This window comes from Rhodococcus sp. P4_F3_2 (assembly GCF_056401335.1).
In genome coordinates this window covers 1-21,519 of record NZ_JBFUJN010000064.1, presented here as the reverse complement: position 1 = coordinate 21,519, position 21,519 = coordinate 1, and the positions used below count along the sequence as shown (strand labels likewise).

Genomic DNA, 21,519 nt, shown 5'->3' with positions numbered 1-21,519 from the left:
CCCGCGCTGGACGAAATCCTGCCCGTATCCGGTCGAGAGTGCGGGATCGGGCAGCAGTACGGCATAGCCCTTGGCGACGAGCAGCCACGGGTTCCACCGCCAGGACCAGGTGTTCCACGAACCGAGTGGGCCGCCGTGGACCCAGAGGAGCAACGGCACCGGCGCGTGCGGTGCGGCGCCGGTCGGCAGTGCCAACCAACTCCGGATTGTCGAACCGTCCTCGGCGCGAGCGGTGATCTCGGTCAGTGTTCCCGGCAGCTCCGGCAATGCGTCGGGTCCACGAAGTGCGGTGATCTCACCGGATCCCAGATCCACCCGCACCACGTGCGGGGGCGCTTCGTACGAGGCTCGCAACGCGTAGATCGACTCGCCGTCCGGCGCCACTCGAACATCGGTGTACGCCGCGTCGTCGGCTGTCAGGCGCACCGGCTGACCCCACAGGTCGATGGTGAAGATCGGCCCTCGGCCGCCGTCGTCAGCGGTGACCACCAGCCCGGATCCGTCGGGTAGCCAGGCAAGTGAGGTAGGCCAGCGATCCCAGCCGTCGGCCACGCCGGTCACGGCACCGGATCCGAAGTCGTAGAGCTGCAGAGTCATTCGCGGTGCGGACTCCGGCGTGGTGAGAGTCTCCCGGATGAACGCGAGCTTGGTTCCGTCCGGCGAGAGCACCGGGTTGTAGACGTCCGCGTCAGCCTCGTCGACAAGGGTGGTTCGGTCGCCGGTCACCGTGTCGATCCGAACCAACGTCGATCGGCGGGCGGCACTCGCATCGCCGACAGTCCACGTGGTCACGACGAAGAGACCGTCGTCGGAAATCGTGGTCGACGTCTCCCGCAGCGCCGCGCCTGCAGTCGGTGTGATGTCCCGCAACTCGACGGATTCCTTCGAATCCGTTTCGGCGACAACCAGATGCGGATGATCGGGGCCCAGGTCGTGGTCCCAGTGCCGCACCGGATATCCGGTGTGCAGCATCGCCGTGACCTTCTTGTCCTTGCGCGCCGATCGCACCTGATCGTCCTGGTCGAGGCTGATCGCCGAAGCCATGACCGAAGTCTGGGCCACGAACGTCGGCGCCGCCTTGGCCGCTGATACCGACGAGACACCACCGGGACGTGAGATCAACAGCTGAGCTTCTCCGCCCGCCGCGGGCAAGCGCCAGAGTGCGGGTTGCGGATCGCTCTCGCCCGGCACGGCTCGCGTGGAGGTGAAGAGCACGTCGCCGTCGAACGCGAAGGCAGCACCCGACTCGCTGGTCGAGCCCCAGGTCAACCGACGCGCCGGACGCCGACCTTCCGGGTCGATCTCCCACAACGAGGACACGTATTCGGCGCTCTTGTCGTCGAGAACGGCGCGCGCGCAGATCAGCAGCGAGCCGTCGGGTGACAACAACAGGCCGGACAACCTGGCCAAGGCGATGTAGTCGTCGAGTTCGTCGAACGGTGTGCCTGCGTGGAGCTCGGGAATCTGGGTCACCACTAGTTGGTATCACGCGCCCCGCGGTTGACGCATCATTGCGTAGATCGTCGGCCCGCCGCCTGGCATGACGATGTCACGGGTCACTTCGAAACCGAAGCGGTTGTAGTACGGGATGTTCGATTCCTTGCTGCTCTCGAGGTAAGCGTCGACGTGTTCACGATCGCAACGCTCCAACCGGGAGTTCAGTAGTGCTTTGCCGTATCCCCCACCGCGCGCCGCGCTGCCGGTCCCGACCGTCGCGAGATACCAGTGCGGCGAATTCGGATGTGCTCCTTCGAGAACGGAGCTGACCTCGGCCGCGTGTCGTAGCCCCCTGCCGAAGACACGCACCATTGCGGGCAGGCTCACGAGCCCGGAAATCCACGACTGCTTCCACCGCCCCGGCGGATCCCACAGAGTTGCCCCGCCGATCACGCCGTTGTCATCGGTGGCCACCTCGACACCGCCACCGGCGAAGTGGTGGTAACGAGCTTCTGCGGCAAACAGTTTCGTCAGGCGCTCAGCCCTGGAGTCCTCGTCCGGCAACATCCAGGCCATCAAAGGATCATCTTCGAACGCCTCGGCCAACACCGCCGACAGCGCCGGAATATCGGATCGGACAGCCGGCCGCACGTGTACACCCATGAGGCGAGAGTACCGCCGACTGTCCGAATCCCTGGACTTTGAACAGCGCTGTCCTTGAACCGATCAGACGAGCAAGCCCGCAATCCGCGGCGGAATCTGTTCGAGCGCATACGGCAAGCTCAGTACGGTGCTCCACGTCATGGCTTCGGCAGCAGCGTCTTCCAGAATGATCGCGCGGCCGTCCTTCACGACGTCGAGTTCCTGGTAGATCGGGGTCTTGTCCAATTCCGCCCGAAGCTTGTCGCCGTAGCCACCACCGGCGTACCAGACGAGTACGTCGACGTCCGCAAGCGAGAGTTGCTCGGTGCTGATCTCGGCGAAGTTACCCGTGATCTGATCGGTGACAGGCGGATTCACGAATCCGAGTTCAGTGAAGAACCTCACCTTGGGGTCTTCCGGTCCGTAGACCCCGAATTGCCCCGGCCCCTTCAACGCGCCGACCAGAACGGTCTTGCCGGCAAACGCCGGATTGGCCGTCTTCACGTCGGCGAACTTCTTGTCGACGCCGGCGATCAGCTCGGTGGCCTTTCCTTGCTGCCCCAGCGCTTCGCCGATGATGGTCGTCTGGTTCTGCCAGGGGATTCCGTAATCCGCGAACTCCTTCGGCTGCGCCACCGTCGGCGCAATGGCACTGAGTTTGTCGTACTGCGCCTGAGTGAGCCCGGAGTAGGTGCCGACAATCAGGTCGGGTGTCGTGGCAGCGACCTTCTCCATCTGAATGGTGGTGCCCGCGGTTCCGATGATCTCGGGAGTCGCCCCGTTCAGCAGCGGCTGCGCCCATGGCCACACACCGTAGGGGTAATCGCCGTACCAGTCGAAGGTTCCGACCAAAGTCCCACCGAGGGCGAGGATCGCATCTTGATCGTTGTATCCGACACTGACGATCCGCTGCGGATCCTCGGGCAGCTCGGTAGCCCCAAATTTGTGGGTGATCGATCCCGCAGAGTCACCGCTGGGGGGCGTGTCCTCGTCGTTCGAACTGGAGCAGGCTGCGGCGAATGCCAGCAACGCTCCCGACGTGCCGATCAGAAATCCGCGCCGGGTCAGCCGACCTGCGTCCGTTCGATCCATGCTCTTACCCCTTAAGTCCGCTCGTTCGGTAGGTAAGGCTAGCCGATGAATGTCGCATTCCGGTGAGTTCGACCGTCCCATTCGATGGCAGTACCGCGCCGTTCGGGCCAGTATGGAGACATGACGCGCCAGGGCCCCTCGAAAGACATCGACGAATCGGATCTCGAAGTCACGCACCCCAAGGACTACGCCGCCGGAGTGCCGGCCGTTCTGGTGTCGCTGCAACGAGGAATCGAGCAGATGGGAGCCTTGCGGACCGCCCGAACGCTCACCAGGCTCAACCAGCGTCACGGCTTCGACTGCCCGGGGTGTGCGTGGCCGGAGACTCCCGGACATCGCAAGCCCGCCGAGTTCTGCGAGAACGGAGCGAAGGCCGTTGCCGAGGAAGCAACGCTTCGCACGGTCACGCCTGAATTCTTCGCGGAGCACTCGATCGCCGACCTCGAAGGCAAGACCGATTACTGGCTCGGCCAACAGGGCCGACTGACGCACCCGATGGTCCTGACCCCGGGAGCAACCCATTACCAGCCGATCGACTGGGACGGCGCGTACGCACTGATCGCAGAACATCTGAACGGCCTCGCGTCGCCGGACGAAGCAGTGTTCTACACCTCCGGTCGCACGTCCAACGAAGCAGCGTTTCTCTACCAGTTGATGATTCGTAGCTACGGCACCAACAACATGCCCGACTGTTCCAACATGTGTCACGAGTCGTCCGGAAGCGCACTGACCGAATCCATCGGCATCGGCAAAGGCTCGGTGACGGTTCCCGACCTCGAGAACGCCGATCTCATCCTCATCGCCGGACAGAATCCCGGCACCAACCACCCTCGAATGCTCTCGACACTCGAGAAGGCAAAGGGCAACGGCGCCAAGATCATTGCCATCAATCCCCTCCCCGAGGCGGGATTGCGACGGTTCAAGGATCCGCAGAAAGTCTCCGGCGTGATCGGGCACGGAGTCGACATCGCGGACGAGTTCCTGCAGATCCGGCTGGGCGGCGACATGGCGCTGTTCCAAGGTCTGGGGAAGCTGCTGCTCGAGCAGGAAGATCGCGCTCCCGGCACCGTGGTCGATCGCGCATTCGTCGACCGCTACTGCGCCGGTTGGGACGAATACGAGAAGCACATCCGCGCGGTCGATCTCGACACGGTACTCGAGGCGACGGGCCTGTCGATGGCGCAGCTCGAGGAAACGGCTGCCGCGCTTGCCCGATCCGAGCGAACCGTCACCTGCTGGGCCATGGGCATCACTCAGCACACACACGGAGTCGCCACCATCGAAGAAGCGGTCAACCTGCTGCTCATGCGTGGAATGATGGGCAAACCCGGTGCCGGGGTCTGTCCGGTGCGAGGACACTCCAATGTCCAGGGTGACCGCACGATGGGCATCTGGGAGAAGATGCCGGAAGAGTTCCTGGCCGCGCTCGACACCGAGTTCTCGATCTCGAGCCCCCGCAAGCACGGGTGGGACACCGTCGACGCGATCCGCGCGATGAATGCCGGCAAGGCAAGCTTCTTCATGGCGATGGGCGGCAACTTCATCCAGGCCAGCCCGGACACCGCAGCCACCGAAACCGCGCTGCGCCAATGCGAACTCACCGTTCAGGTTTCCACCAAACTGAACCGAAGCCACGTCGTTCACGGGCAGACCGCAATCATCCTCCCCACCCTCGGACGCACCGACCTCGACGTCCAGGCCGGCGGAAAGCAGCTTGTCTCCGTGGAAGATTCGATGTCCATGGTGCACCTGTCGCGCGGACGCCTCACGCCGGTCAGCCCCTACCTGCGTAGCGAAGTCGCCATCATCTGCCAACTCGCCCGCGAACTACTCGGCAGCGATCACTCCGTCCGCTGGTCGGCCTTCGAGGGCAACTACGACCTGATTCGCGACTCCATCTCACGAGTGGTGCCCGGATGCGAAAACTACAACACCCGGGTTCGCCAGCCGGATGGATTCCAGCTCCCACACCCACCACGTGACTCGCGTGAGTTCCGCACGCACACCGGCAAAGCCAACTTCGGCGTGAACGAACTGCACTGGATACCCACTCCGAGCGGGCGCCTGATTCTGCAGACCATGCGCAGCCACGACCAGTACAACACCACGATCTACGGCCTCGACGACAGATACCGCGGTATCAAGGGCGGACGCAAGGTCATCCTCGTCAATGCCGAAGACATCACTGCACTCGGCTTCCGCGACGGCGATCTCGTCGACATCGTGTCCGAGTGGACAACACCAGACGGAACACTCGAAGAGCGTCGGGTCACGGAATTCCGCATCGTCTCCTACGACACCCCCCGCGGCAATGCGGCGGCGTACTACCCCGAGACAAATCCGCTCGTACCCCTCGAACACGTTGCAGCCAAGTCGAACACGCCGGTCTCGAAGGCCGTCACTGTTCGACTCGAAGCATCAGGCGCCTGAGATGGGACGGGTCACCGCACGAACACCGGTCGTTCGAATCTCGGGTGATCGGGTCGTCACGCGCCCCGACACGCTGGCCGTCGAAGAACCACTCGAAATGAGGGTTGGCGGTCAGGTGCTGGCCGTGACGATGCGAACACCAGGCAACGACGTCGACCTCGTCCACGGATTCCTTCTCAGCGAAGGCGTCATCGGTACCCGCGACGACGTGAGCGTCGTCCGGTACTGCGACGGCGTCGACGAAACCGGCGCGAACACATACAACGTCCTCGACATTGCGCTCGCTCCCGGAGTGCCGTTGCCCGATCACACCACCGATCGCAACACCGTCGTCAGTTCCGCGTGCGGCGTGTGCGGCAAGACGTCACTCGATGCCGTCCGAACCACCACGCGGCATCCCCTGGTCGGTGACACGACTTCCGTCACCTCCACCGTCCTGTCGGCCATGCCGGTCACGCTCCGGGAGAGCCAACGGATCTTCGAGCGCACCGGAGGCCTGCACGCAGCCGGATTGTTCACCGCCACCGGCGAACTCCTGGCGCTGCGCGAGGACGTCGGCCGGCACAACGCAGTCGACAAGGTGATCGGTTGGGCAATCACCGACGGCCGAGTGCCGCTCTACGACACGATCCTGATCGTCAGTGGGCGGGCGTCGTTCGAACTCGTCCAGAAGGCCGTCATGGCGGGCATTCCGATTCTGGGCGCAGTCTCCGCGCCGTCGTCATTGGCCGTGGAGTTGGCACAGGAATCGGGGTTGACCCTCGCCGGTTTCATCCGCGGCGATTCGATGAATATCTACTCGCACCCGCACCGAGTCGAGGTCACGTCTGATTCGCGCGCAACTGAGCCGACAGTCGCACAGCGGAGTTGACCTCCCCGTAGCCCTCGTATCCACCCACTCGCTGCACGACCTCGAAGAACAGGTCTCCCCCGACCGTCGGGGTGAACAGGTGGAAGAACTCACCGCGGGCGTCAGCGTCGTAAAGGATTCCGGCGCTGCGCATCCGGTCGAGCAGTTCTGAATTCAGGCCGAAACGTGCGTCCAGATCGTCGTAGTAGTTCGGGGAAATGGGTAGCGGAGCAAAGCCCCAGTCCTGCATGGACGCAGCGGCACCGAAGATGTTCTCACACGCGAAAGCGACGTGGCTGACGCCGCCGCGACGGACCGTCGGCAGCCCGCTTCGACTGCCCTCCACCATGTTCAGTGAGATCCGCAGGGTATGTCCGTCACCGTCCTGAACGAGCGTGAGTGCCTGGCTCCGCATGAGTCCGACCGAATCGGTGACGTCCTGCCCCTCGTGCGGTTGCATCTCGAACACGGACCGCAGGAGCAGCATGATGCCGTCCCAACTCTCGGCCGGAACTGCCAGTGCCACGTGGTCGATCCCGGTGAACACTGCGCCCTGTTCACGATTGCGCTCGGCGGGCAGCGGGTAGATCTCGAATGCCGATTCCCACGCTGCAGCGCTGCCGGGGCCACGAAGGTCGATCGATGTCGCATCGGTGACCTTCAAGCGTACGACGTCCGGTACCTCGGAGTTCTCGTCGCTCGAACCGGGCAACTGCACGCGCGTCGCCGGTACTTCGAGAGCCAGAGCGCGCTCTCCCCACACTTCGGGTTCGGTTGCCCTGATGCCGATCTGAGTGAGAACCGGCAGATCCGCGGGCAGCCCGGGCGCCGTCCACACCGTGCCCGCTGTCGCGTCGACGGCAACGGTGAGCGGTCCGTGCCGCCACAACTGCAAGTCGTGATCGTGGTGCCGTCCGACCAGATGAAAACCGACGCGAGAGAGCATCGAGTGCACCTGGTCCTGTTTAGCCGGACCTGCAGCGATTCGCAGAGACACGATCCCTTCGAGCGGGGTGCGCTCCGGGGCGGTGAACAGCGTGGGTCCACCGGCGGCAGGGTTCGCGGCGGCGACCTGTTCTTCCAGATGGAGGAGCGACCGATGAGCGTCGATTGCCGTCCGCTGGGTGTCCGCGCGGCGGAATACGTCGTTGAAGATCTCGAGCGACCACGGTCCGTCGTAACCGGTGGCGTAGACATGCTGAGCGAACGCACTGAGATCGAAGCTGCCCTGCCCCGGGAAGTTTCGGTGATGCCGGCTCCACTGGAGGATGTCCATCGCCAAGAACGGAGCGTCCGCCAACTGGAGGAAGAAGATCTTCTCGCCGGGAATCTCGCGAATTCCGGCGGGATCGTCACCGCGCGAGAGGATGTGAAAGCTGTCCAGACAGGTACCGAGCGAAGGATGGTCGACGCCCTCGACGATCTGCCACGCATGGCCGTACGTATTGACGTGGGCACCCCACGCGAGCGCCTCGTAGGCAACCTTCTTGCCGTGCTCGGACGCCAGTTCGGCGAGAGCTCCGAACTGCTCTGTCAACTGACCGTCATCGTGACTTGCGGTCGGCAGGGGCGAGGAGCACACCAGGAGCGTCTCGCACCCCAGTTGATCCATCAGCTCGAATTTGCGTTGCACTCGAACAAGATTCCGAGCAAATTGGGCCTCGTCCACCGTGTCGAAGTCACGGAACGGCTGATACAGATCGAGGGTCAAGCCCAGATCCGCAGCCCGCGTTCGTAATTCCTTCGGGGACCACGGCGAAGCGACAAAATCCGGCTCGAACACCTCGAAGCCGTCGAAGCCGGCAGCAGCGATGGCGTCGAGCTTCTCCTCGAGAGTCCCACTGAGCGATACCGTCGCGATCGACGTCCGGACCGGGGCACTCACAGCGCTGCCGCAGTCTGTTCGCCGTGCACGAGTTCCGTCATGTGCGCGAGCATCCGCTTACTGTCGGGCTCGATGCCCGTGAAGATCCGGAACGCGTCGACGGCCTGAAAGACAGTCATTCCGCCTCCGCTGAGCGTCGGGGCTCCGATCAACCTCGCTTGACGCAACAGCTCGGTCTCGAGCGGGCGGTAGACGATTTCCGCTACCCACAGATCTGGACGGAGCAGATCCGGCGAGAATGCCATTCCGGGATGAGCCGCCATTCCCATCGGCGTCGCGTGGATCAATCCGTTTGCACTGCCGAGCACTTCGCCGAGGTCGCTCGTGTGTCGCGCCTCGACAACCTGCGCCGGAAACTGCTGCGCGAAGGTTTGTGCAAGTTCCTCCGCGCGAGGCAGGCTCGAATCGACCAACGTCAGTGTCCCGACACCGCGGGTGAGCGCTGCATAGGCAACCGCCGCACCGGCTCCGCCGGCACCGAGCTGCACGACGCGATCGAGCTGCGCTCTGGGAAGTCCGTCGTCGAAATTTCGGCCGAAGCCCGACCAATCAGTGTTGTGTCCGATCGCCTTGCCGGAGTCGAAGAGGACCGTGTTCACCGCACCGAGCCGGCTCGCATCCGGCGAGAGCTCGTCGAGGTGCTCGATCACCAACTGCTTGCACGGGTGAGTGATGTTGAGGCCGCGGAAGCCGAAACGTCTTGCATAGGTGAGAAGTTCACCGATGTCCGACGGCGCCATTCCCATCACGTCGAGATCGAGGATGCGGTAGACGTAAGGCAGGCCCTGTCTGCGCCCTTCTTCCTCGTGCATGATCGGAGTCAAGGAGGCTCCGATTCCGGTGCCGATCAGACCGCAGAGGATCGAATCACTCATCAGTTCTTCCCTTCTCGGATGCAGACGAATTCGACTGCGGCGCTGTATCCGTCGATTCCCAATCCACAGATGACGGCGTCGGCGATGCCGGAGACATACGAGTGGTGACGGAATTCTTCGCGACTGTGGATGTTGCTGATGTGCACCTCCACGACGGGGGCATCGAGTGTGACCAGAGCGTCGCGCAACGCAACGGAGGTGTGCGAGTACCCACCGGGATTGATGACGATGCCCGCGACATTTCCCCTGGCCTCGTGGACCCAATCGATCAGTTGGCCCTCGTGGTTCGACTGCTTTGCCTCGACCACCACTCCGAACTTCTCGGCCGCCGCTTCACAGCGGGAAACGACGTCGTCCAGGGTGTCTCTCCCGTAGAACTCCGGTTGGCGCTGGCCCAACAAATTCAAGTTGGGTCCGTTGAGGACCAGAACCGGTAGAGATGGAGTCATCAGGGGCACCTCGGGGTTGACGCTCGAAACTAATGTACGAACTAGTGAGTTAGTTCACTGGACGTTACTCCCCCGACGTGAACTCGACAAGCAAAGTCGACAAACTGCTGGCAGATAGAGTGAGCACATGGTTTCCGAGCAGTCAGTGAACTCTGTGGTGTCGAAGCCGGAGAAACGACGCCGAAACAGCGATCTGACCAGGGTGAACATCATCGCCGTCGCGACCGAGGAGTTTGCCGACAAAGGCTTCGCCGGCGCCCGGGTCGACGAGATCGCAACCAAGACGCATACCACCAAGCGCATGATCTACTACTACTTCACCGACAAGGAAGGGCTGTACAAGTCGGTACTCGAGCATGCGTACAGCGTCATTCGCGCGCAGGAACGTGAACTCGACCTCGAGGGATTGAACCCCACGGCAGCAGTCCGCGCTTTGGCCGAACTCACCTTCGACCACCACGAACAGCACCCGAATTTCATTCGACTCGTGGCCAACGAGAACATGCTCCGCGGCGAGCACATCGAGAAATCCGAGTTACTCAGCGGCCTCGGCGCCCCTGCCGCCGACCTGGTCTCGCAGATCCTCCACGACGGGCAGCAGTCTGGGGCATTCCGCTCCGACGTCGATGCGCTCGATATTCACATGTTGATCAGCAGTTACTGCGTCTTTCGTATCGCCAATCGGTACACCTTCAAAGCGCTCTTCGACCGCGATCTGACCGACTCGACGCATCGTGAGCATCTCCGAACAATGCTCGGCGACATGGTTGTTGCGTTCCTGACCTCGAAGGCGCCGTCCTGACCTACCCCGAAGTCCGAAAAATCCCCCTACGGTGGTGAGTGGAACTCACAGCTGCCACCGGGAGGAATGACGTGACCGAGAATTACGTAGACGGGCTTTCACTCGAGGAGAAGGCGTCGTTGACGTCCGGCTCGGATTTCTGGCACAGCCAGTCCGTTGCCGGAATCGAATCGATACTCCTGACCGACGGTCCGCACGGAGTCCGGAAACAACCCGAGGGCGGCGACGCACTCGGACTCGGCCACAGCATTCCAGCGACGTGTTTCCCACCGGCGGTCGGGTTGGGCTCGTCGTGGAACCTCGACCTCATCCGCCAGGTCGGTGAGGCTCTGGGCGACGAAGCCAAAGCCGAACAGGTCTCGGTCCTCCTCGGCCCAGGCATCAACATCAAACGATCACCCTTGTGTGGCAGGAATTTCGAATACGTCTCCGAGGACCCGTTCCTCTCCGGCCGCGTCGCGGCAGCGCTGATCACCGGCATCCAGTCTCGCGGCGTCGGAACCTCGCTCAAGCACTTCGCTGCCAACAACCAAGAACACGACCGGATGAGAGTCAGTGCCGATGTCGACGAACGGACGCTGCGCGAGATCTATCTGGCCGGCTTCGAATACGCCGTAAAGACCGCGGCCCCGACGACGGTCATGTGCTCGTACAACAAGATCAACGGTGTGTACTCGAGCCAGAACCATTGGCTACTCACCGAGGTACTCCGCGAACAGTGGGGCTTCGACGGCCTCGTCGTTTCGGACTGGGGAGCGGTCAACGACCGCGTGGCGGCACTCGCCGCGGGCCTCGACCTGGAAATGCCGCCGACCGGAACCGATACCCAGATCGTCGACGCCGTGCGCGGCGGCGACCTGGACGAATCCGTGCTCACCACTGCAGCCGAACGACTGTCGACGCTCGTGAAACGCACCGCCGCCGCGCGCACCGAAGGCCACACGTACGACGTCGAGCGTCACCACGAACTGGCACGGACCGCTGCAGCGGAGTCCGCTGTCTTGCTGGCCAACGACGGAGAACTACTGCCGCTGACCCCCGGCGGGCAAACTGTCGCGGTGATCGGCGAATTCGCGTGCAGCCCGCGGTACCAGGGGGCCGGCAGTTCACAGGTGGTTCCAACCAAGCTCGACAATGCCTTGGACGCGATCCTCGACCTCGAAGGCGCCGACCGCGTCACCTTCGCACCGGGCTTCACCTTCGACGGCACTCCGGACGACCACATGGTCACCGAGGCAGTCGACGCCGCACGCCGCGCTGACGTCGCGGTGCTGTTCCTCGGACTACCGTCCGCCACAGAATCCGAAGGATTCGACCGAACCGACATCGAACTGCCGGCTGACCAGATCGCCCTGCTGGAAGCGGTCCACGGCGCGAACCCGAACACGGTCGTCGTGCTCGCCAACGGCGGTGTGGTTTCGATCGAGCCTTGGAAGGATCATGCCGCCGCAATCCTCGAGGGCTGGCTACTCGGCCAGGCGGGCGGCTCGGCGATTGCCGATCTTCTCTTCGGCATCACGAATCCGTCCGGCCGCCTCACGGAGACCATTCCGCTTCGCCTCCAAGACAATCCGTCGTATCTGCATTTCCCGGGATCACAGCAGCACGTCCGCTACGGCGAAGGCCTGTACGTGGGATACCGCTACTACGACTCCGCGCTGCGCGAAGTGGCGTACCCGTTCGGGTTCGGGCTGAGCTACACCACCTTCGACATCACCGATACCTCCGTCGAGGCCGGTGAGAACTCCGCCGAAGTGACCGTCACCGTGCGCAACAGCGGCGACCGATCGGGCAGCACCGTCGTTCAGGTCTACGTCCACGACGCCTCGGCAAGCATCGATCGACCCGCGCAGGAATTGAAGGGCTTCGCCAAGGTCCACCTCGACCCCGACGAATCCGCGACTGTGACCATCACGCTCGACACCAGGGCATTCGCCTATTGGTCCGTCGCGGCGCAGGACTGGGCGATCGAACCTGGCGACTACGAGATCCGCGTCGGCTTCTCGTCTCGGGACATCGCAACCACCGACACGATCACCCTGGCCGGGAACGTCGGCGTCGGCACGCTCGACGCCATGTCGACCATCGGCGAATGGCTCGCCCATCCCGTCGGCAGCGCAGTTCTCGGCGCCGCCATGGCTGCCGCAGCGGGCGACGGCGCACAGGCGGTCAGCCCCGAGATGATGGCACTCGCAGGCTCGATGCCGCTCGGGAAACTCGCCACCTTCGGCCTCGGCATCACCGAGGAACAGGTGGCGCAGTTGGTGGCGGCTGCCGCGCAGCCAGGCTCCTGACCGCCTGAACTGCGGTTTCGACGTGCGAAGAGTCCGCCGGTAGATTTTTATGAACTATTTGGTTAATAATCTTGTGTAGTCGCTGTGGCGTCGGTTACATTCCTTGTATCGCTCTCCGCACAGACGTTCTCGATACGAACACCATCGACGAACACCATCGGCGGATGTAGAGCCTCCACGACGCTTCCACCCAGGAGATGAGCATGTCAGCTAGCACGGTTACACCGTCCGGCCCCGAGGCGGGATCCTTGGCCAGGCCGGACACGACCAAGGTCAAGCGCGCCGCAACGTCGTCGTTTCTCGGCAGCATGCTCGAGTACTACGACTTCTACATCTACGCATCCGCCGCTGCACTCATCTTCCCCACCGTGTTCTTCCCGGACAGCGGACATGCGGCACTGCTTTCGCTGGCCACCTTCGGTGTCGCGTACGTCGCGCGTCCCCTCGGCGCTGTAGTCCTCGGCCATTTCGGTGACCGCGTCGGCCGCAAGAAGATCATGCTGCTCACGCTCATCATGATGGGCGCAGCAACATTCCTCATCGGATGTATTCCCAGCGCGGATTCGATCGGAGTTCTTGCACCGATACTGCTGGTCCTGATGAGAATCGCTCAGGGCATCTCCGCCGCTGGTGAACAGAGTGGCGCCAGCTCACTGACTCTCGAACATGCTCCCGAAGGTCGACGGGCATTCTTCTGCAGCTGGACCCTCAACGGCACCCAGGCCGGCTTCATCCTCGCCAGCCTCGTCTTCCTGCCCATCGCCGCACTCCCCGACGACATCCTCTACACGTGGGGCTGGCGAATCCCGTTCTGGGGCAGCCTGATCGTTCTCGTGGCTGCATACATCATGCGTCTCAAGCTCGAAGAGCCGGAAGAGTTCACCGAGCAGCAGGAGTCGAAGGCCGTCGCCAAATTGCCTGTTGCCGATCTCCTTCGCACCCACAGCGCAAATCTGATTCGCGTGATCTGCTGCGCTTTCATCGCCGTCGTCTCGACCATCTTCTCCGTCTTCGGACTCGCCTTCGCGACCACCGAGGAAGTGGGGATCCCGAAGTCGACCATGCTCTGGGTGGCTATCGCAGCCAACGCCGTGGCCTTGCTCAGCCAGCCCGCCTGGGCGATTCTCTCCGACCGGATCGGTCGCAGGCCGCTGTTCATCGGTGGCGCCCTCGGTAGCGCGGTGTTCATCTACGTGTACTTCGGCGCAATCGCCAGCGGCAACGTCCCGCTGATCTTCCTGGCCGCAATCGGATTGATGTCCGTCTTCTACGCTGCCCCCAATGCCATCTGGCCGTCGTTCTACTCCGAAATGTTCAACACCAAGGTCCGCTACTCCGGCATCGCGATCGGCACCCAGGTCGGCTTCGCCCTCGCAGGCTTTGCGCCCGCCAGTATCTCTCGCGAGAGATACCGGGCCACAGTCGTTTTGAAGTTTCTACGCCGTCTTGTCGCGACGCTCGCCACGCTCCGGCTTACGCGGAACGATGGTCGGAAGTACGTTGTCGTTGACGGTCTCCGCGGTGACGACCACCTTTTCGACGTCGTCACGGCTGGGGATGTCGTACATCACCGGAAGAAGAACCTCTTCCATGATGGCGCGCAGGCCACGAGCGCCGGTTCCACGCAAGATCGCCTGATCGGCGATAGCGTCGAGCGCTTCTTCGGTGAACTCGAGTTCGACGCCGTCCATGTCGAAGAGACGACGGTACTGCTTGACGAGAGCGTTCTTGGGCTCCGACAAGATCTGAACGAGCGATTCCTTGTCGAGGTTGGTCACCGACGCGATCATCGGCAAACGGCCGATGAACTCGGGAATCAGACCGAACTTGATCAAATCCTCGGGCATGACCTCGGCGAAACGATCGACCGTATCCAGTTCGGCCTTCGACCGAACCTCGGCGCCGAAACCGATACCGCGCTTGCCGACACGATCGGAGACGATCCGCTCCAGACCAGCGAAAGCGCCCGCGACGATGAACAGCACGTTCGTGGTGTCGATCTGAATGAATTCCTGGTGCGGATGCTTGCGACCACCCTGCGGCGGGACGCTCGCCTGCGTACCTTCGAGGATCTTCAGCAACGCCTGCTGAACACCTTCGCCGGAGACGTCACGCGTGATCGACGGGTTCTCGCTCTTGCGAGCGATCTTGTCGACCTCGTCGATGTAGATGATTCCGGTCTCGGCGCGCTTGACGTCATAGTCGGCAGCCTGAATCAGCTTGAGCAGAATGTTCTCGACGTCCTCACCGACGTAGCCGGCCTCGGTCAACGCCGTCGCATCGGCGATGGCGAACGGGACGTTGAGCATCTTCGCGAGAGTCTGAGCGAGGTACGTCTTGCCACAGCCGGTGGGGCCGAGCATCAAGATGTTGGATTTTGCGAGCTCAACCGTCTCACCCCGCGCATCACGGCCCTTGTCTCCGGCCTGAATGCGCTTGTAGTGGTTGTAGACGGCCACGGCCAGCGTCCGCTTGGCGGAATCCTGACCGATGACGTAGTTCTCGAGGAATTCTCGGATCTCCGCAGGCTTGGGAAGCTCGTCGAGCTTGACCTCGCTCGATTCGGCCAATTCCTCTTCGATGATCTCGTTGCAGAGGTCGATGCACTCGTCGCAGATGTACACCCCGGGTCCTGCAATGAGCTTTTTGACCTGCTTCTGACTCTTGCCGCAGAAAGAGCACTTGAGCAGATCCCCGCCGTCGCCGATGCGTGCCATCTCGTGAGGTCCCTACTTTCCATCATGTACGTGCACTCGCCGCCACTCGATCGGTCGAGACGCTCCGCAGTACTCGGTATCAGATCAGAAGTTGTCAGATCAGAAGTTGTCGGATCAGACAAACTGATCAACAAACTGATCGAACAAATCTGGTCGAACAATCGCAGAACGCCGGTCGAGAACCAGCCCGTGAAGTGACGGTACCCGCAGATCCCGAACGGGGTCGACCTGTTCTCGGCGTTTCGCCTGCGGATAAAAAAGAAAAGAGTCGAGATTTCAGCCTGGCGAGCGCTCCACCAGGCACTTCTCGACGTGTCCGCCTCGTGTCGGGAATCGGAATACAGATCCTCGACACGAGGCGGAAATCGACTACTTCTGTGCGCTGAGCTTCCGGTAAGCCAGCACGTCGTCGATGATGCCGTACTCCTTGGCCTGCTCGGCCGTGAGGATCTTGTCGCGATCGGTGTCGACGCGGATGGTCTCCGGATCCTTGCCCGTGTGCAGCGACAGCGTGCTCTCCATGAGTCGACGCATACGCTCGATTTCCGCAGCCTGGATCTCCAGATCGGAAACCTGACCCTGGATGCCGCCCGTGGCCGGCTGGTGAATCAGAATGCGCGAGTTGGGGAGCGCGAAGCGCTTGCCCGGCGTACCACCGGCGAGAAGGACAGCAGCTGCCGAAGCAGCCTGACCGAGGCAGACGGTGGAGATGTCGGCACGGACGTACTGCATCGTGTCGTAGATCGCCATCAGCGCGGTGAACGAACCACCGGGCGAGTTGATGTACATGGTGATGTCGCGGTCCGGATCCTGCGATTCGAGAACCAGCAACTGTGCCATGAGGTCGTTGGCGGAGACGTCGTCGACCTGCGAGCCGAGGAAGATGATGCGCTCCTCGAACAGCTTGTTGTACGGGTCGGACGTCTTGACGCCGTAGCTGGTCTGCTCCGTGAACTGGGGCAGGATGTAACGCGATTGGGGGCCCGACGGCGCCTGGCCGCCCAGCGAGTTAGCTCCGAAAAGATTGGTCATCAGTTCTCCAAAGTATGAATTGGGCAGCGAAAGGATGGACGAACCGGCTCAGTTGCCGGTGCCGCCGGCCTGATTCGCACGGGAGACGACGTGGTCGACGAAGCCGTACTCGAGTGCTTCCTTCGCCGTGAACCAACGGTCACGGTCGGAGTCCGCGGTGATCTGCTCGACCGTCTGGCCGGTGTGCTGAGCGATCAGCTCGGCCATTTCGCGCTTGGTGTGCTTGAACTGCTCGGCCATGATCGCGATGTCACTGGCGGAACCACCGATACCGGCGGACGGCTGGTGCATCATGATGCGGGCGTGAGGCAGTGCGTAACGCTTGCCCTTGGTGCCTGCCGAGAGCAGGAACTGACCCATCGACGCCGCAAGGCCCATACCGAAGGTGGCGATGTCGCACTCGGCGAACTGCATCGTGTCGAAGATCGCCATACCTGCGGTGACAGATCCACCGGGCGAGTTGATGTAGAGCGAGATGTCTCGCGTCGGGTCCTCGGCCGAGAGCAGCAGGATCTGCGCGCACAGCTTGTTGGCGATGTCGTCGTCGACCTGGGTACCGAGGAAAATGATGCGCTCTCGCAGCAAGCGCTCGTACACCGAGTCGCTGAGGTTCAACCCAGCGGTCGCTGAAGTCATGGCGGGACTCTGCAAAGTCTCCAGGTGATTGGAAGTCACGGTACCTGCCGGAGTCCCGGTGCCGCCCTACTTCGCTCAAAGCGGAAAACTCAGTGCAGTCGATCGTGGTGAAAACACCCGTCCGCCTGCGTTTTTACTTGTCTTCGCTCTCGGCGGAATCAGACGCATCCGCTTCGGTTTCGTCCTCGCTGCTGCCGAACAGTTCAGCGGTGTCGACAACGGCGCCGGAGGTGTCCTTGACACCGGCCGACTCGACGACGGACGCGAGAGCCTTGCCACGACGGACGTCTGCGAAGACGGCGCCGAGCTGGTTGGCCTGCTGGATCTGCTGGATGAACTGCTCAGGAGCCATGCCGTAACGCTGCGCCTGGAACAGGATGCGCTCGGTGAGCTCGTCCTGACCGACGGTGACGTTGCCCGCATCGGCGATCGAGTCGAGCAAGAGCTGCGTCTTGACGGAGCGCTCAGCGGCTTCCTGGGCATCCTTGTCGAATTCTTCGCGGCTGCTGCCCTGCTCTTCGAGGAGCTTGTTCAGTGCCTCTTCGTCGTGATCGAGACCGTGAACGGCGTCATGCAGTGCAGCATCGACCTCAGCCTTGACGACGGCTTCCGGCAACGGAACCTCGACCGTCTCGAGCAGCTGCTCGAGAACCTTGTCGCGGATCTGACCGGCCTGCTCGACCTTGCGGACGCGTGCGACGCGCTCGCGGAGGTCAGCCTTCAGTTCTTCCAGGGTGTCGAACTCGCTGGCGAGCTGAGCGAACTCGTCGTCCTCAGCCGGAAGCTCGCGCTCCTTGACCGTCTGCACGGTCACGGTGACAACAGCTTCCTTGCCCGCGTACTCGCCGGCGACCAGCGTCGACGTGAAGTCCTTGGACTCCCCCGCCTTGAGGCCGATGATGGCTTCGTCGAGGCCCTCGATGAGCTGGCCCGATCCGACCTCGTGCGACAGTCCGCTAGCGGTTGCCTCGGCAACGTTCTCGCCGTCGACGGTGGCCGACAGGTCGATGGAGACGAAGTCGCCGTCCTCGACTGCGCGGTCGACGCCGGTGAGGGTGCCGAAACGCTGACGCAGCGAAAGCAACTGCTCTTCGATGGCTTCGTCGGTGATCTCGATCGGATCGACCTCGACGTTGATGGAGCTGAAGTCAGGGAGCTCGATCTCGGGGCGCACGTCGACCTCGGCGGTGAACTCGAGGAGCTCGCCGTCTTCGATCTTGGTGACCTCGATCTCGGGCTGGCCGATGGCCTTCACGCCGGCGCTGGTGACAGCCTCGGAGTAACGCGACGGCAGAGCGTCGTTGACGACCTGCTCGAGCACAGCGCCGCGACCGACACGTGCTTCGAGGAGGCGAGCCGGAGCCTTGCCGGGACGGAAGCCGGGGAGACGAATCTGCTGCGCGAGGGCCTTGTAGGCCTTGTCGAAATCAGACTTGAGTTCCGCGAAGGGCACCTCAACGTTGATACGGACTCGCGTCGGGCTGAGCTGCTCGACGGTGCTCTTCACGAAACTTCGCTCCTTCGTCTGGTCTTGCTCACAACTTGTGTTGAATCGGTACTGCTGTCTGGCGCGGCACTTCACTCCCGGACTTACTGGAGGTGAAGTGCCATGTACGTACTTGTCGGGATGACAGGATTTGAACCTGCGACCCTCCGCTCCCAAAGCGGATGCGCTACCAAGCTGCGCTACATCCCGTTTCCGATCACATGAAACACACGATACGGCCATCCGAGGCCACAAAGACAGCGGGCCACAAAGGCAGCCACCATCGGTGACCGCGCACAACCCTATCGCGCTCACTACTCTCTCACGAACCCGACCGTCGTTTGTACACGGCCCGCCTGTCCGACCCCGTCAGTATGTCATCCGACCGCCGCCACATACAGCCTTGGCTGAACGAAACGTGATGACAGCCGGAATTAGAAGCCGGGCCGCAAGGCAAGACACCCCGACCCGCCGGGCATTTCGGCAATTCCCCAGGTGAACGACGGTATCGAACTTCTCCAACCCCCCGATTATGAAATCCGGTGGGGCATTGGGTACAGTTTCGTATCGCAGACGACGAACACGGCGATCCCGAGTTGTCGTATGCACGGGGATGTAGCTCAATGGTAGAGCCTCAGTCTTCCAAACTGATCACGCGGGTTCGATTCCCGTCATCCCCTCCATGAGGAGGGAAACTCCACAAAAATCCGCATCGGCCTGGCCGGTGCGGATTTTTTGTGTTCAGACTTTGTGCACTCAGGCCACTCCCCTGTGGTCCGTATCCTGGAGTTGTCCGGATCGATTCTGCTCGGGAGGCCACTCGTGACCACGATTCTTCTCATACTCGTCGTTCTGGCCGTAGTCGTATTTCTGGTCATGAAAAGCCAGCAACGCGGTTCCGGCCACAGCGCAACACAACTCGACGACGCGAAAGCCGATGCCAGGCAGGCGATCGAACGCCTCGGCGGTCAGGTCTACAACCTGACCGGCAGTGACGACGCGTCGCGCCAAGCCCTCGCCGACGCGGCCGAACGGTACAACGCCGCAGGCTCGCAGATCGATCAGGCCGCAACGCCGGTGCAGGCACGTCTCGCGAAACAGACTGCGCTGGAAGGGCTTTACTACATCCGCGCGGCGCGGGTGGCAATGGGCATGGATCCGGGACCGGAAGTTCCTTCCATCGACGGACAGAAGGCTGCGGGTTCGGTCACCGAAGACCGTGAGGTCGAATTCGAGGGCCGCAAGGTCGCGGCATCACCCAATCCGTCGTCGCACACACCCAACTACTACCCCGGTGGCCGAGTCGCCGGACGCCCGGTCCCGGCCGGCTGGTACTCCGAACCCTGGTGGAAGCCTGCCCTCGTCGCCGGCGCCTGGGGTCTGGGTTCGATGATGCTGTTCTCGACCATGTTCTCCGGCATGGCCGGGGTTCCTTACGGCGCAGAAGCTTTCGCGCAGGGTGGCGATACGGGAGCCGGCGACTCGGGAGACCAGGGTGAATCGGGAGATCAGGGCGACTCGGGAGATCAGGGTATGGACGCCGGTGACTCCGGCGCGGAACAAGGAAGTGTCGACAACACCGATTTCACCGCAGACGGTGGAGGCAGCGACTACGGGGACTTCGGAGGCGGCGATTTCGGCGGCGGAGACTTCGGCGGCTTCGACTTCTAAACCGACTGGCACACCGGGCACCAGAACAGGTTTCGCGCCTCCATGACGGAATGCAGGATCGGTGTGCCGCACACGCGGCACGGCGATCCTGCTCTTCGGTAAACGTAAGTCCGCGGACGATCCTTCGCGTACGCCGGATCACCGTTGTCGTGCTCGGCGCGAACGACGTGCATCTTCCCGCGCCTGACACCAACCTTCATCAATTCGACAAGATCTGCCCACATGGCAGTCCATTCGTCGTGAGAGATGAGATTCCCCGGTCGTTCAGGGCTGATTCCGTGACGAAAGAGAAGTTCGGCGCGATAGACGTTGCCGACACCCGCCAGGACCGCTTGATCCATGAGCAGCGCGCCGATCGCCTTCTTGGACTTGGAGATTCGCACCCATGCCTGGTGTGGATCCGCGCCGCGGCGCAGTGGGTCCGGCCCGAGTCTGGCCTCGATCGCGGCGACCTGAGGCGGCAGTAGGACTTCGCAGGCGGTGGGACCACGAAGGTCGGTGCCGAAATCGGCACCGACCATTCGCATCCGGACCTGGCCTACCGGTTCTTCCATCGGCAGGGCGGAGTCGGTGAACTTTCCGTACAGCCCGAGGTGTACGTGAACTGTCAATCCGTTGTCATAGGTGTGCCAGAGGTGCTTCCCCCAGGCATCCGAGGACGTGAGTACGTGTCCGTCCACCAGACGCGCGTCCTCGGCGAATCTGCCTTGCGGGCTGAGGACGCGGACCGGTGAACCGACGAACTTGCGGGCATGCAACCGTGCCAGTCGATGCAGGGTATGACCTTCAGGCACGGAACAACTTTCGGATCAGGCTTGCGGCAGAGCCGGTGCGACGCCGGTCTTCTCGTACTCGGACAAGATGTCGATACGACGCTGATGACGCTCCTCACCCGACCATGCGGTGGCGAGGAAAGCGTCGACGATGGCGAGTGATTCCTCGAGGGAATGCATACGTCCACCGATGCCGATCAGCTGAGCGTTGTTGTGCTCGCGGGCCAGCTTCGCCGTTTCGACGCTCCAAGCGAGAGCGCACCGTGCGCCGGGAACCTTGTTCGCGGCGATCTGCTCACCGTTGCCACTGCCACCCAGGACGATTCCCAGGCTGCCCTCGTCGGCAACGACGCGCTTTGCGGCTTCGATGCAGAATGCCGGGTAGTCGTCCACGGCGTCGTACTCGTGAGCACCACAGTCGATGGCCTCGTGGCCGTTCGCTTTGAGG

General features: G+C 62.7%; 17 protein-coding genes, 2 tRNA genes and 1 pseudogene. 7 read left to right on the top strand and 13 right to left on the bottom strand.

Annotation, left to right across the window (positions count from 1 at the left end):
- From AC1DWA_RS32210 to AC1DWA_RS32200, 3 genes are all read right to left on the bottom strand, one after another.
- The coding region (locus AC1DWA_RS32210; RefSeq protein WP_477917525.1) for a S9 family peptidase at window positions 1-1,473 on the bottom strand (1,473 nt) is incomplete at its 3' end.
- 12 nt (window positions 1,474-1,485) lie between these two features.
- Window positions 1,486-2,100 (bottom strand): GNAT family N-acetyltransferase, encoded by a 615-nt coding sequence (locus AC1DWA_RS32205; RefSeq protein ID WP_003944518.1) that lies wholly within the window; start codon window positions 2,098-2,100, stop codon window positions 1,486-1,488.
- 63 nt (window positions 2,101-2,163) lie between these two features.
- Window positions 2,164-3,171 carry an iron-siderophore ABC transporter substrate-binding protein gene (locus AC1DWA_RS32200; RefSeq protein WP_019749076.1) on the bottom strand — a complete coding sequence of 336 codons (1,008 nt, stop codon included), beginning with the start codon at window positions 3,169-3,171 and terminating at the stop codon, window positions 2,164-2,166.
- Between the two features lie 120 nt (window positions 3,172-3,291).
- On the opposite strand from AC1DWA_RS32200, the gene AC1DWA_RS32195 reads away from it, so the two are divergent.
- Both AC1DWA_RS32195 and fdhD read left to right on the top strand, forming a co-directional pair.
- Window positions 3,292-5,601 (top strand): FdhF/YdeP family oxidoreductase, encoded by a 2,310-nt coding sequence (locus AC1DWA_RS32195; RefSeq protein ID WP_021344728.1) that lies wholly within the window; start codon window positions 3,292-3,294, stop codon window positions 5,599-5,601.
- A gap of 1 nt (window position 5,602) precedes the next feature.
- Complete coding sequence (gene fdhD / locus AC1DWA_RS32190; RefSeq protein WP_020908229.1) at window positions 5,603-6,472, top strand: formate dehydrogenase accessory sulfurtransferase FdhD; 870 nt, start codon at window positions 5,603-5,605, stop codon at window positions 6,470-6,472.
- Here the strand turns inward: fdhD and AC1DWA_RS32185 are convergent.
- From AC1DWA_RS32185 to aroQ, 3 genes are read right to left on the bottom strand one after another with little or no spacing between them, the layout of a single operon-like run.
- Window positions 6,423-8,336 (bottom strand): sugar phosphate isomerase/epimerase and 4-hydroxyphenylpyruvate domain-containing protein, encoded by a 1,914-nt coding sequence (locus AC1DWA_RS32185; protein WP_020908230.1) that lies wholly within the window; start codon window positions 8,334-8,336, stop codon window positions 6,423-6,425. The genes fdhD and AC1DWA_RS32185 overlap by 50 nt on opposite strands.
- Window positions 8,333-9,211, bottom strand: coding sequence for a shikimate dehydrogenase (locus AC1DWA_RS32180; RefSeq protein WP_477847066.1), 879 nt, complete (start codon window positions 9,209-9,211; stop codon window positions 8,333-8,335). Before AC1DWA_RS32180 ends, AC1DWA_RS32185 begins: the two co-directional genes overlap by 4 nt.
- Window positions 9,211-9,660, bottom strand: coding sequence for a type II 3-dehydroquinate dehydratase (gene aroQ, locus AC1DWA_RS32175; protein WP_029538345.1), 450 nt, complete (start codon window positions 9,658-9,660; stop codon window positions 9,211-9,213). The genes AC1DWA_RS32180 and aroQ overlap by 1 nt, the downstream gene beginning before the upstream one ends.
- 127 nt (window positions 9,661-9,787) lie before the next feature.
- Between aroQ and AC1DWA_RS32170 the strand changes: the two genes are divergently transcribed.
- The 3 genes and pseudogenes from AC1DWA_RS32170 to AC1DWA_RS32160 all read left to right on the top strand — a co-directional run.
- Window positions 9,788-10,462: a TetR/AcrR family transcriptional regulator gene (locus AC1DWA_RS32170; protein ID WP_019749082.1), complete on the top strand. Its 675-nt coding sequence runs from the start codon at window positions 9,788-9,790 to the stop codon at window positions 10,460-10,462.
- Window positions 10,463-10,533: 71 nt separating this feature from the next.
- Window positions 10,534-12,756 (top strand): glycoside hydrolase family 3 C-terminal domain-containing protein, encoded by a 2,223-nt coding sequence (locus AC1DWA_RS32165; protein ID WP_046379956.1) that lies wholly within the window; start codon window positions 10,534-10,536, stop codon window positions 12,754-12,756.
- Window positions 12,757-12,959: 203 nt separating this feature from the next.
- Window positions 12,960-14,147, top strand: a pseudogene (locus tag AC1DWA_RS32160) (MFS transporter); the annotation flags it as partial.
- 45 nt (window positions 14,148-14,192) lie between these two features.
- Here AC1DWA_RS32160 and clpX read toward each other — a convergent pair.
- From clpX to AC1DWA_RS32135, 5 genes are all read right to left on the bottom strand, one after another.
- Window positions 14,193-15,473 (bottom strand): ATP-dependent Clp protease ATP-binding subunit ClpX, encoded by a 1,281-nt coding sequence (gene clpX / locus AC1DWA_RS32155; RefSeq protein ID WP_003944582.1) that lies wholly within the window; start codon window positions 15,471-15,473, stop codon window positions 14,193-14,195.
- A 369-nt stretch (window positions 15,474-15,842) separates the two neighbouring features.
- Window positions 15,843-16,505: an ATP-dependent Clp protease proteolytic subunit gene (locus AC1DWA_RS32150; protein WP_003944539.1), complete on the bottom strand. Its 663-nt coding sequence runs from the start codon at window positions 16,503-16,505 to the stop codon at window positions 15,843-15,845.
- A 48-nt stretch (window positions 16,506-16,553) separates the two neighbouring features.
- On the bottom strand, window positions 16,554-17,141 hold the full coding sequence (locus AC1DWA_RS32145) for an ATP-dependent Clp protease proteolytic subunit (RefSeq protein ID WP_007730960.1): 588 nt from the start codon (window positions 17,139-17,141) through the stop codon (window positions 16,554-16,556).
- Window positions 17,142-17,274: 133 nt separating this feature from the next.
- The gene (gene tig, locus AC1DWA_RS32140; RefSeq protein ID WP_019749086.1) at window positions 17,275-18,648 is read right to left on the bottom strand and encodes a trigger factor; all 1,374 of its coding nucleotides are present in this window, start codon (window positions 18,646-18,648) and stop codon (window positions 17,275-17,277) included.
- A gap of 115 nt (window positions 18,649-18,763) precedes the next feature.
- Window positions 18,764-18,837: transfer RNA gene (locus AC1DWA_RS32135), tRNA-Pro, on the bottom strand.
- Window positions 18,838-19,236: 399 nt separating this feature from the next.
- On the opposite strand from AC1DWA_RS32135, the gene AC1DWA_RS32130 reads away from it, so the two are divergent.
- Window positions 19,237-19,310, top strand: a tRNA-Gly gene (locus tag AC1DWA_RS32130).
- Between the two features lie 193 nt (window positions 19,311-19,503).
- A complete protein-coding gene (locus tag AC1DWA_RS32125; RefSeq protein WP_172932187.1) occupies window positions 19,504-20,298 on the top strand; it encodes a DUF1542 domain-containing protein in 795 nt (264 codons plus the stop codon).
- On the opposite strand, the gene AC1DWA_RS32120 is transcribed toward AC1DWA_RS32125, so the two are convergent.
- Together AC1DWA_RS32120 and AC1DWA_RS32115 are read right to left on the bottom strand one after the other, a co-directional pair.
- Window positions 20,295-21,092 (bottom strand): Fpg/Nei family DNA glycosylase, encoded by a 798-nt coding sequence (locus AC1DWA_RS32120; protein ID WP_020908236.1) that lies wholly within the window; start codon window positions 21,090-21,092, stop codon window positions 20,295-20,297. The genes AC1DWA_RS32125 and AC1DWA_RS32120 overlap by 4 nt on opposite strands.
- Before the next feature lie 15 nt (window positions 21,093-21,107).
- On the bottom strand, window positions 21,108-21,519 hold a 412-nt coding region (locus tag AC1DWA_RS32115; protein WP_477917523.1), incomplete at its 5' end, for a ribose-5-phosphate isomerase.

What these genes read in the sequence shown, in the direction of transcription:
- AC1DWA_RS32205 (WP_003944518.1), bottom strand. Translation starts at nt 2,100, where the DNA reads ATGGGTGTACACGTGCGGCCGGCTGTCCGATCCGATATTCCGGCGCTG.
- aroQ (WP_029538345.1), bottom strand. Translation starts at nt 9,660, where the DNA reads ATGACTCCATCTCTACCGGTTCTGGTCCTCAACGGACCCAACTTGAAT.
- AC1DWA_RS32145 (WP_007730960.1), bottom strand. Translation starts at nt 17,141, where the DNA reads ATGACTTCAGCGACCGCTGGGTTGAACCTCAGCGACTCGGTGTACGAG.
- AC1DWA_RS32125 (WP_172932187.1), top strand. Translation starts at nt 19,504, where the DNA reads ATGAAAAGCCAGCAACGCGGTTCCGGCCACAGCGCAACACAACTCGAC.
- clpX (WP_003944582.1), bottom strand. Translation starts at nt 15,473, where the DNA reads ATGGCACGCATCGGCGACGGCGGGGATCTGCTCAAGTGCTCTTTCTGC.
- AC1DWA_RS32150 (WP_003944539.1), bottom strand. Translation starts at nt 16,505, where the DNA reads ATGACCAATCTTTTCGGAGCTAACTCGCTGGGCGGCCAGGCGCCGTCG.
- AC1DWA_RS32195 (WP_021344728.1), top strand. Translation starts at nt 3,292, where the DNA reads ATGACGCGCCAGGGCCCCTCGAAAGACATCGACGAATCGGATCTCGAA.
- AC1DWA_RS32200 (WP_019749076.1), bottom strand. Translation starts at nt 3,171, where the DNA reads ATGGATCGAACGGACGCAGGTCGGCTGACCCGGCGCGGATTTCTGATC.
- fdhD (WP_020908229.1), top strand. Translation starts at nt 5,603, where the DNA reads ATGGGACGGGTCACCGCACGAACACCGGTCGTTCGAATCTCGGGTGAT.
- AC1DWA_RS32180 (WP_477847066.1), bottom strand. Translation starts at nt 9,211, where the DNA reads ATGAGTGATTCGATCCTCTGCGGTCTGATCGGCACCGGAATCGGAGCC.
- AC1DWA_RS32170 (WP_019749082.1), top strand. Translation starts at nt 9,788, where the DNA reads ATGGTTTCCGAGCAGTCAGTGAACTCTGTGGTGTCGAAGCCGGAGAAA.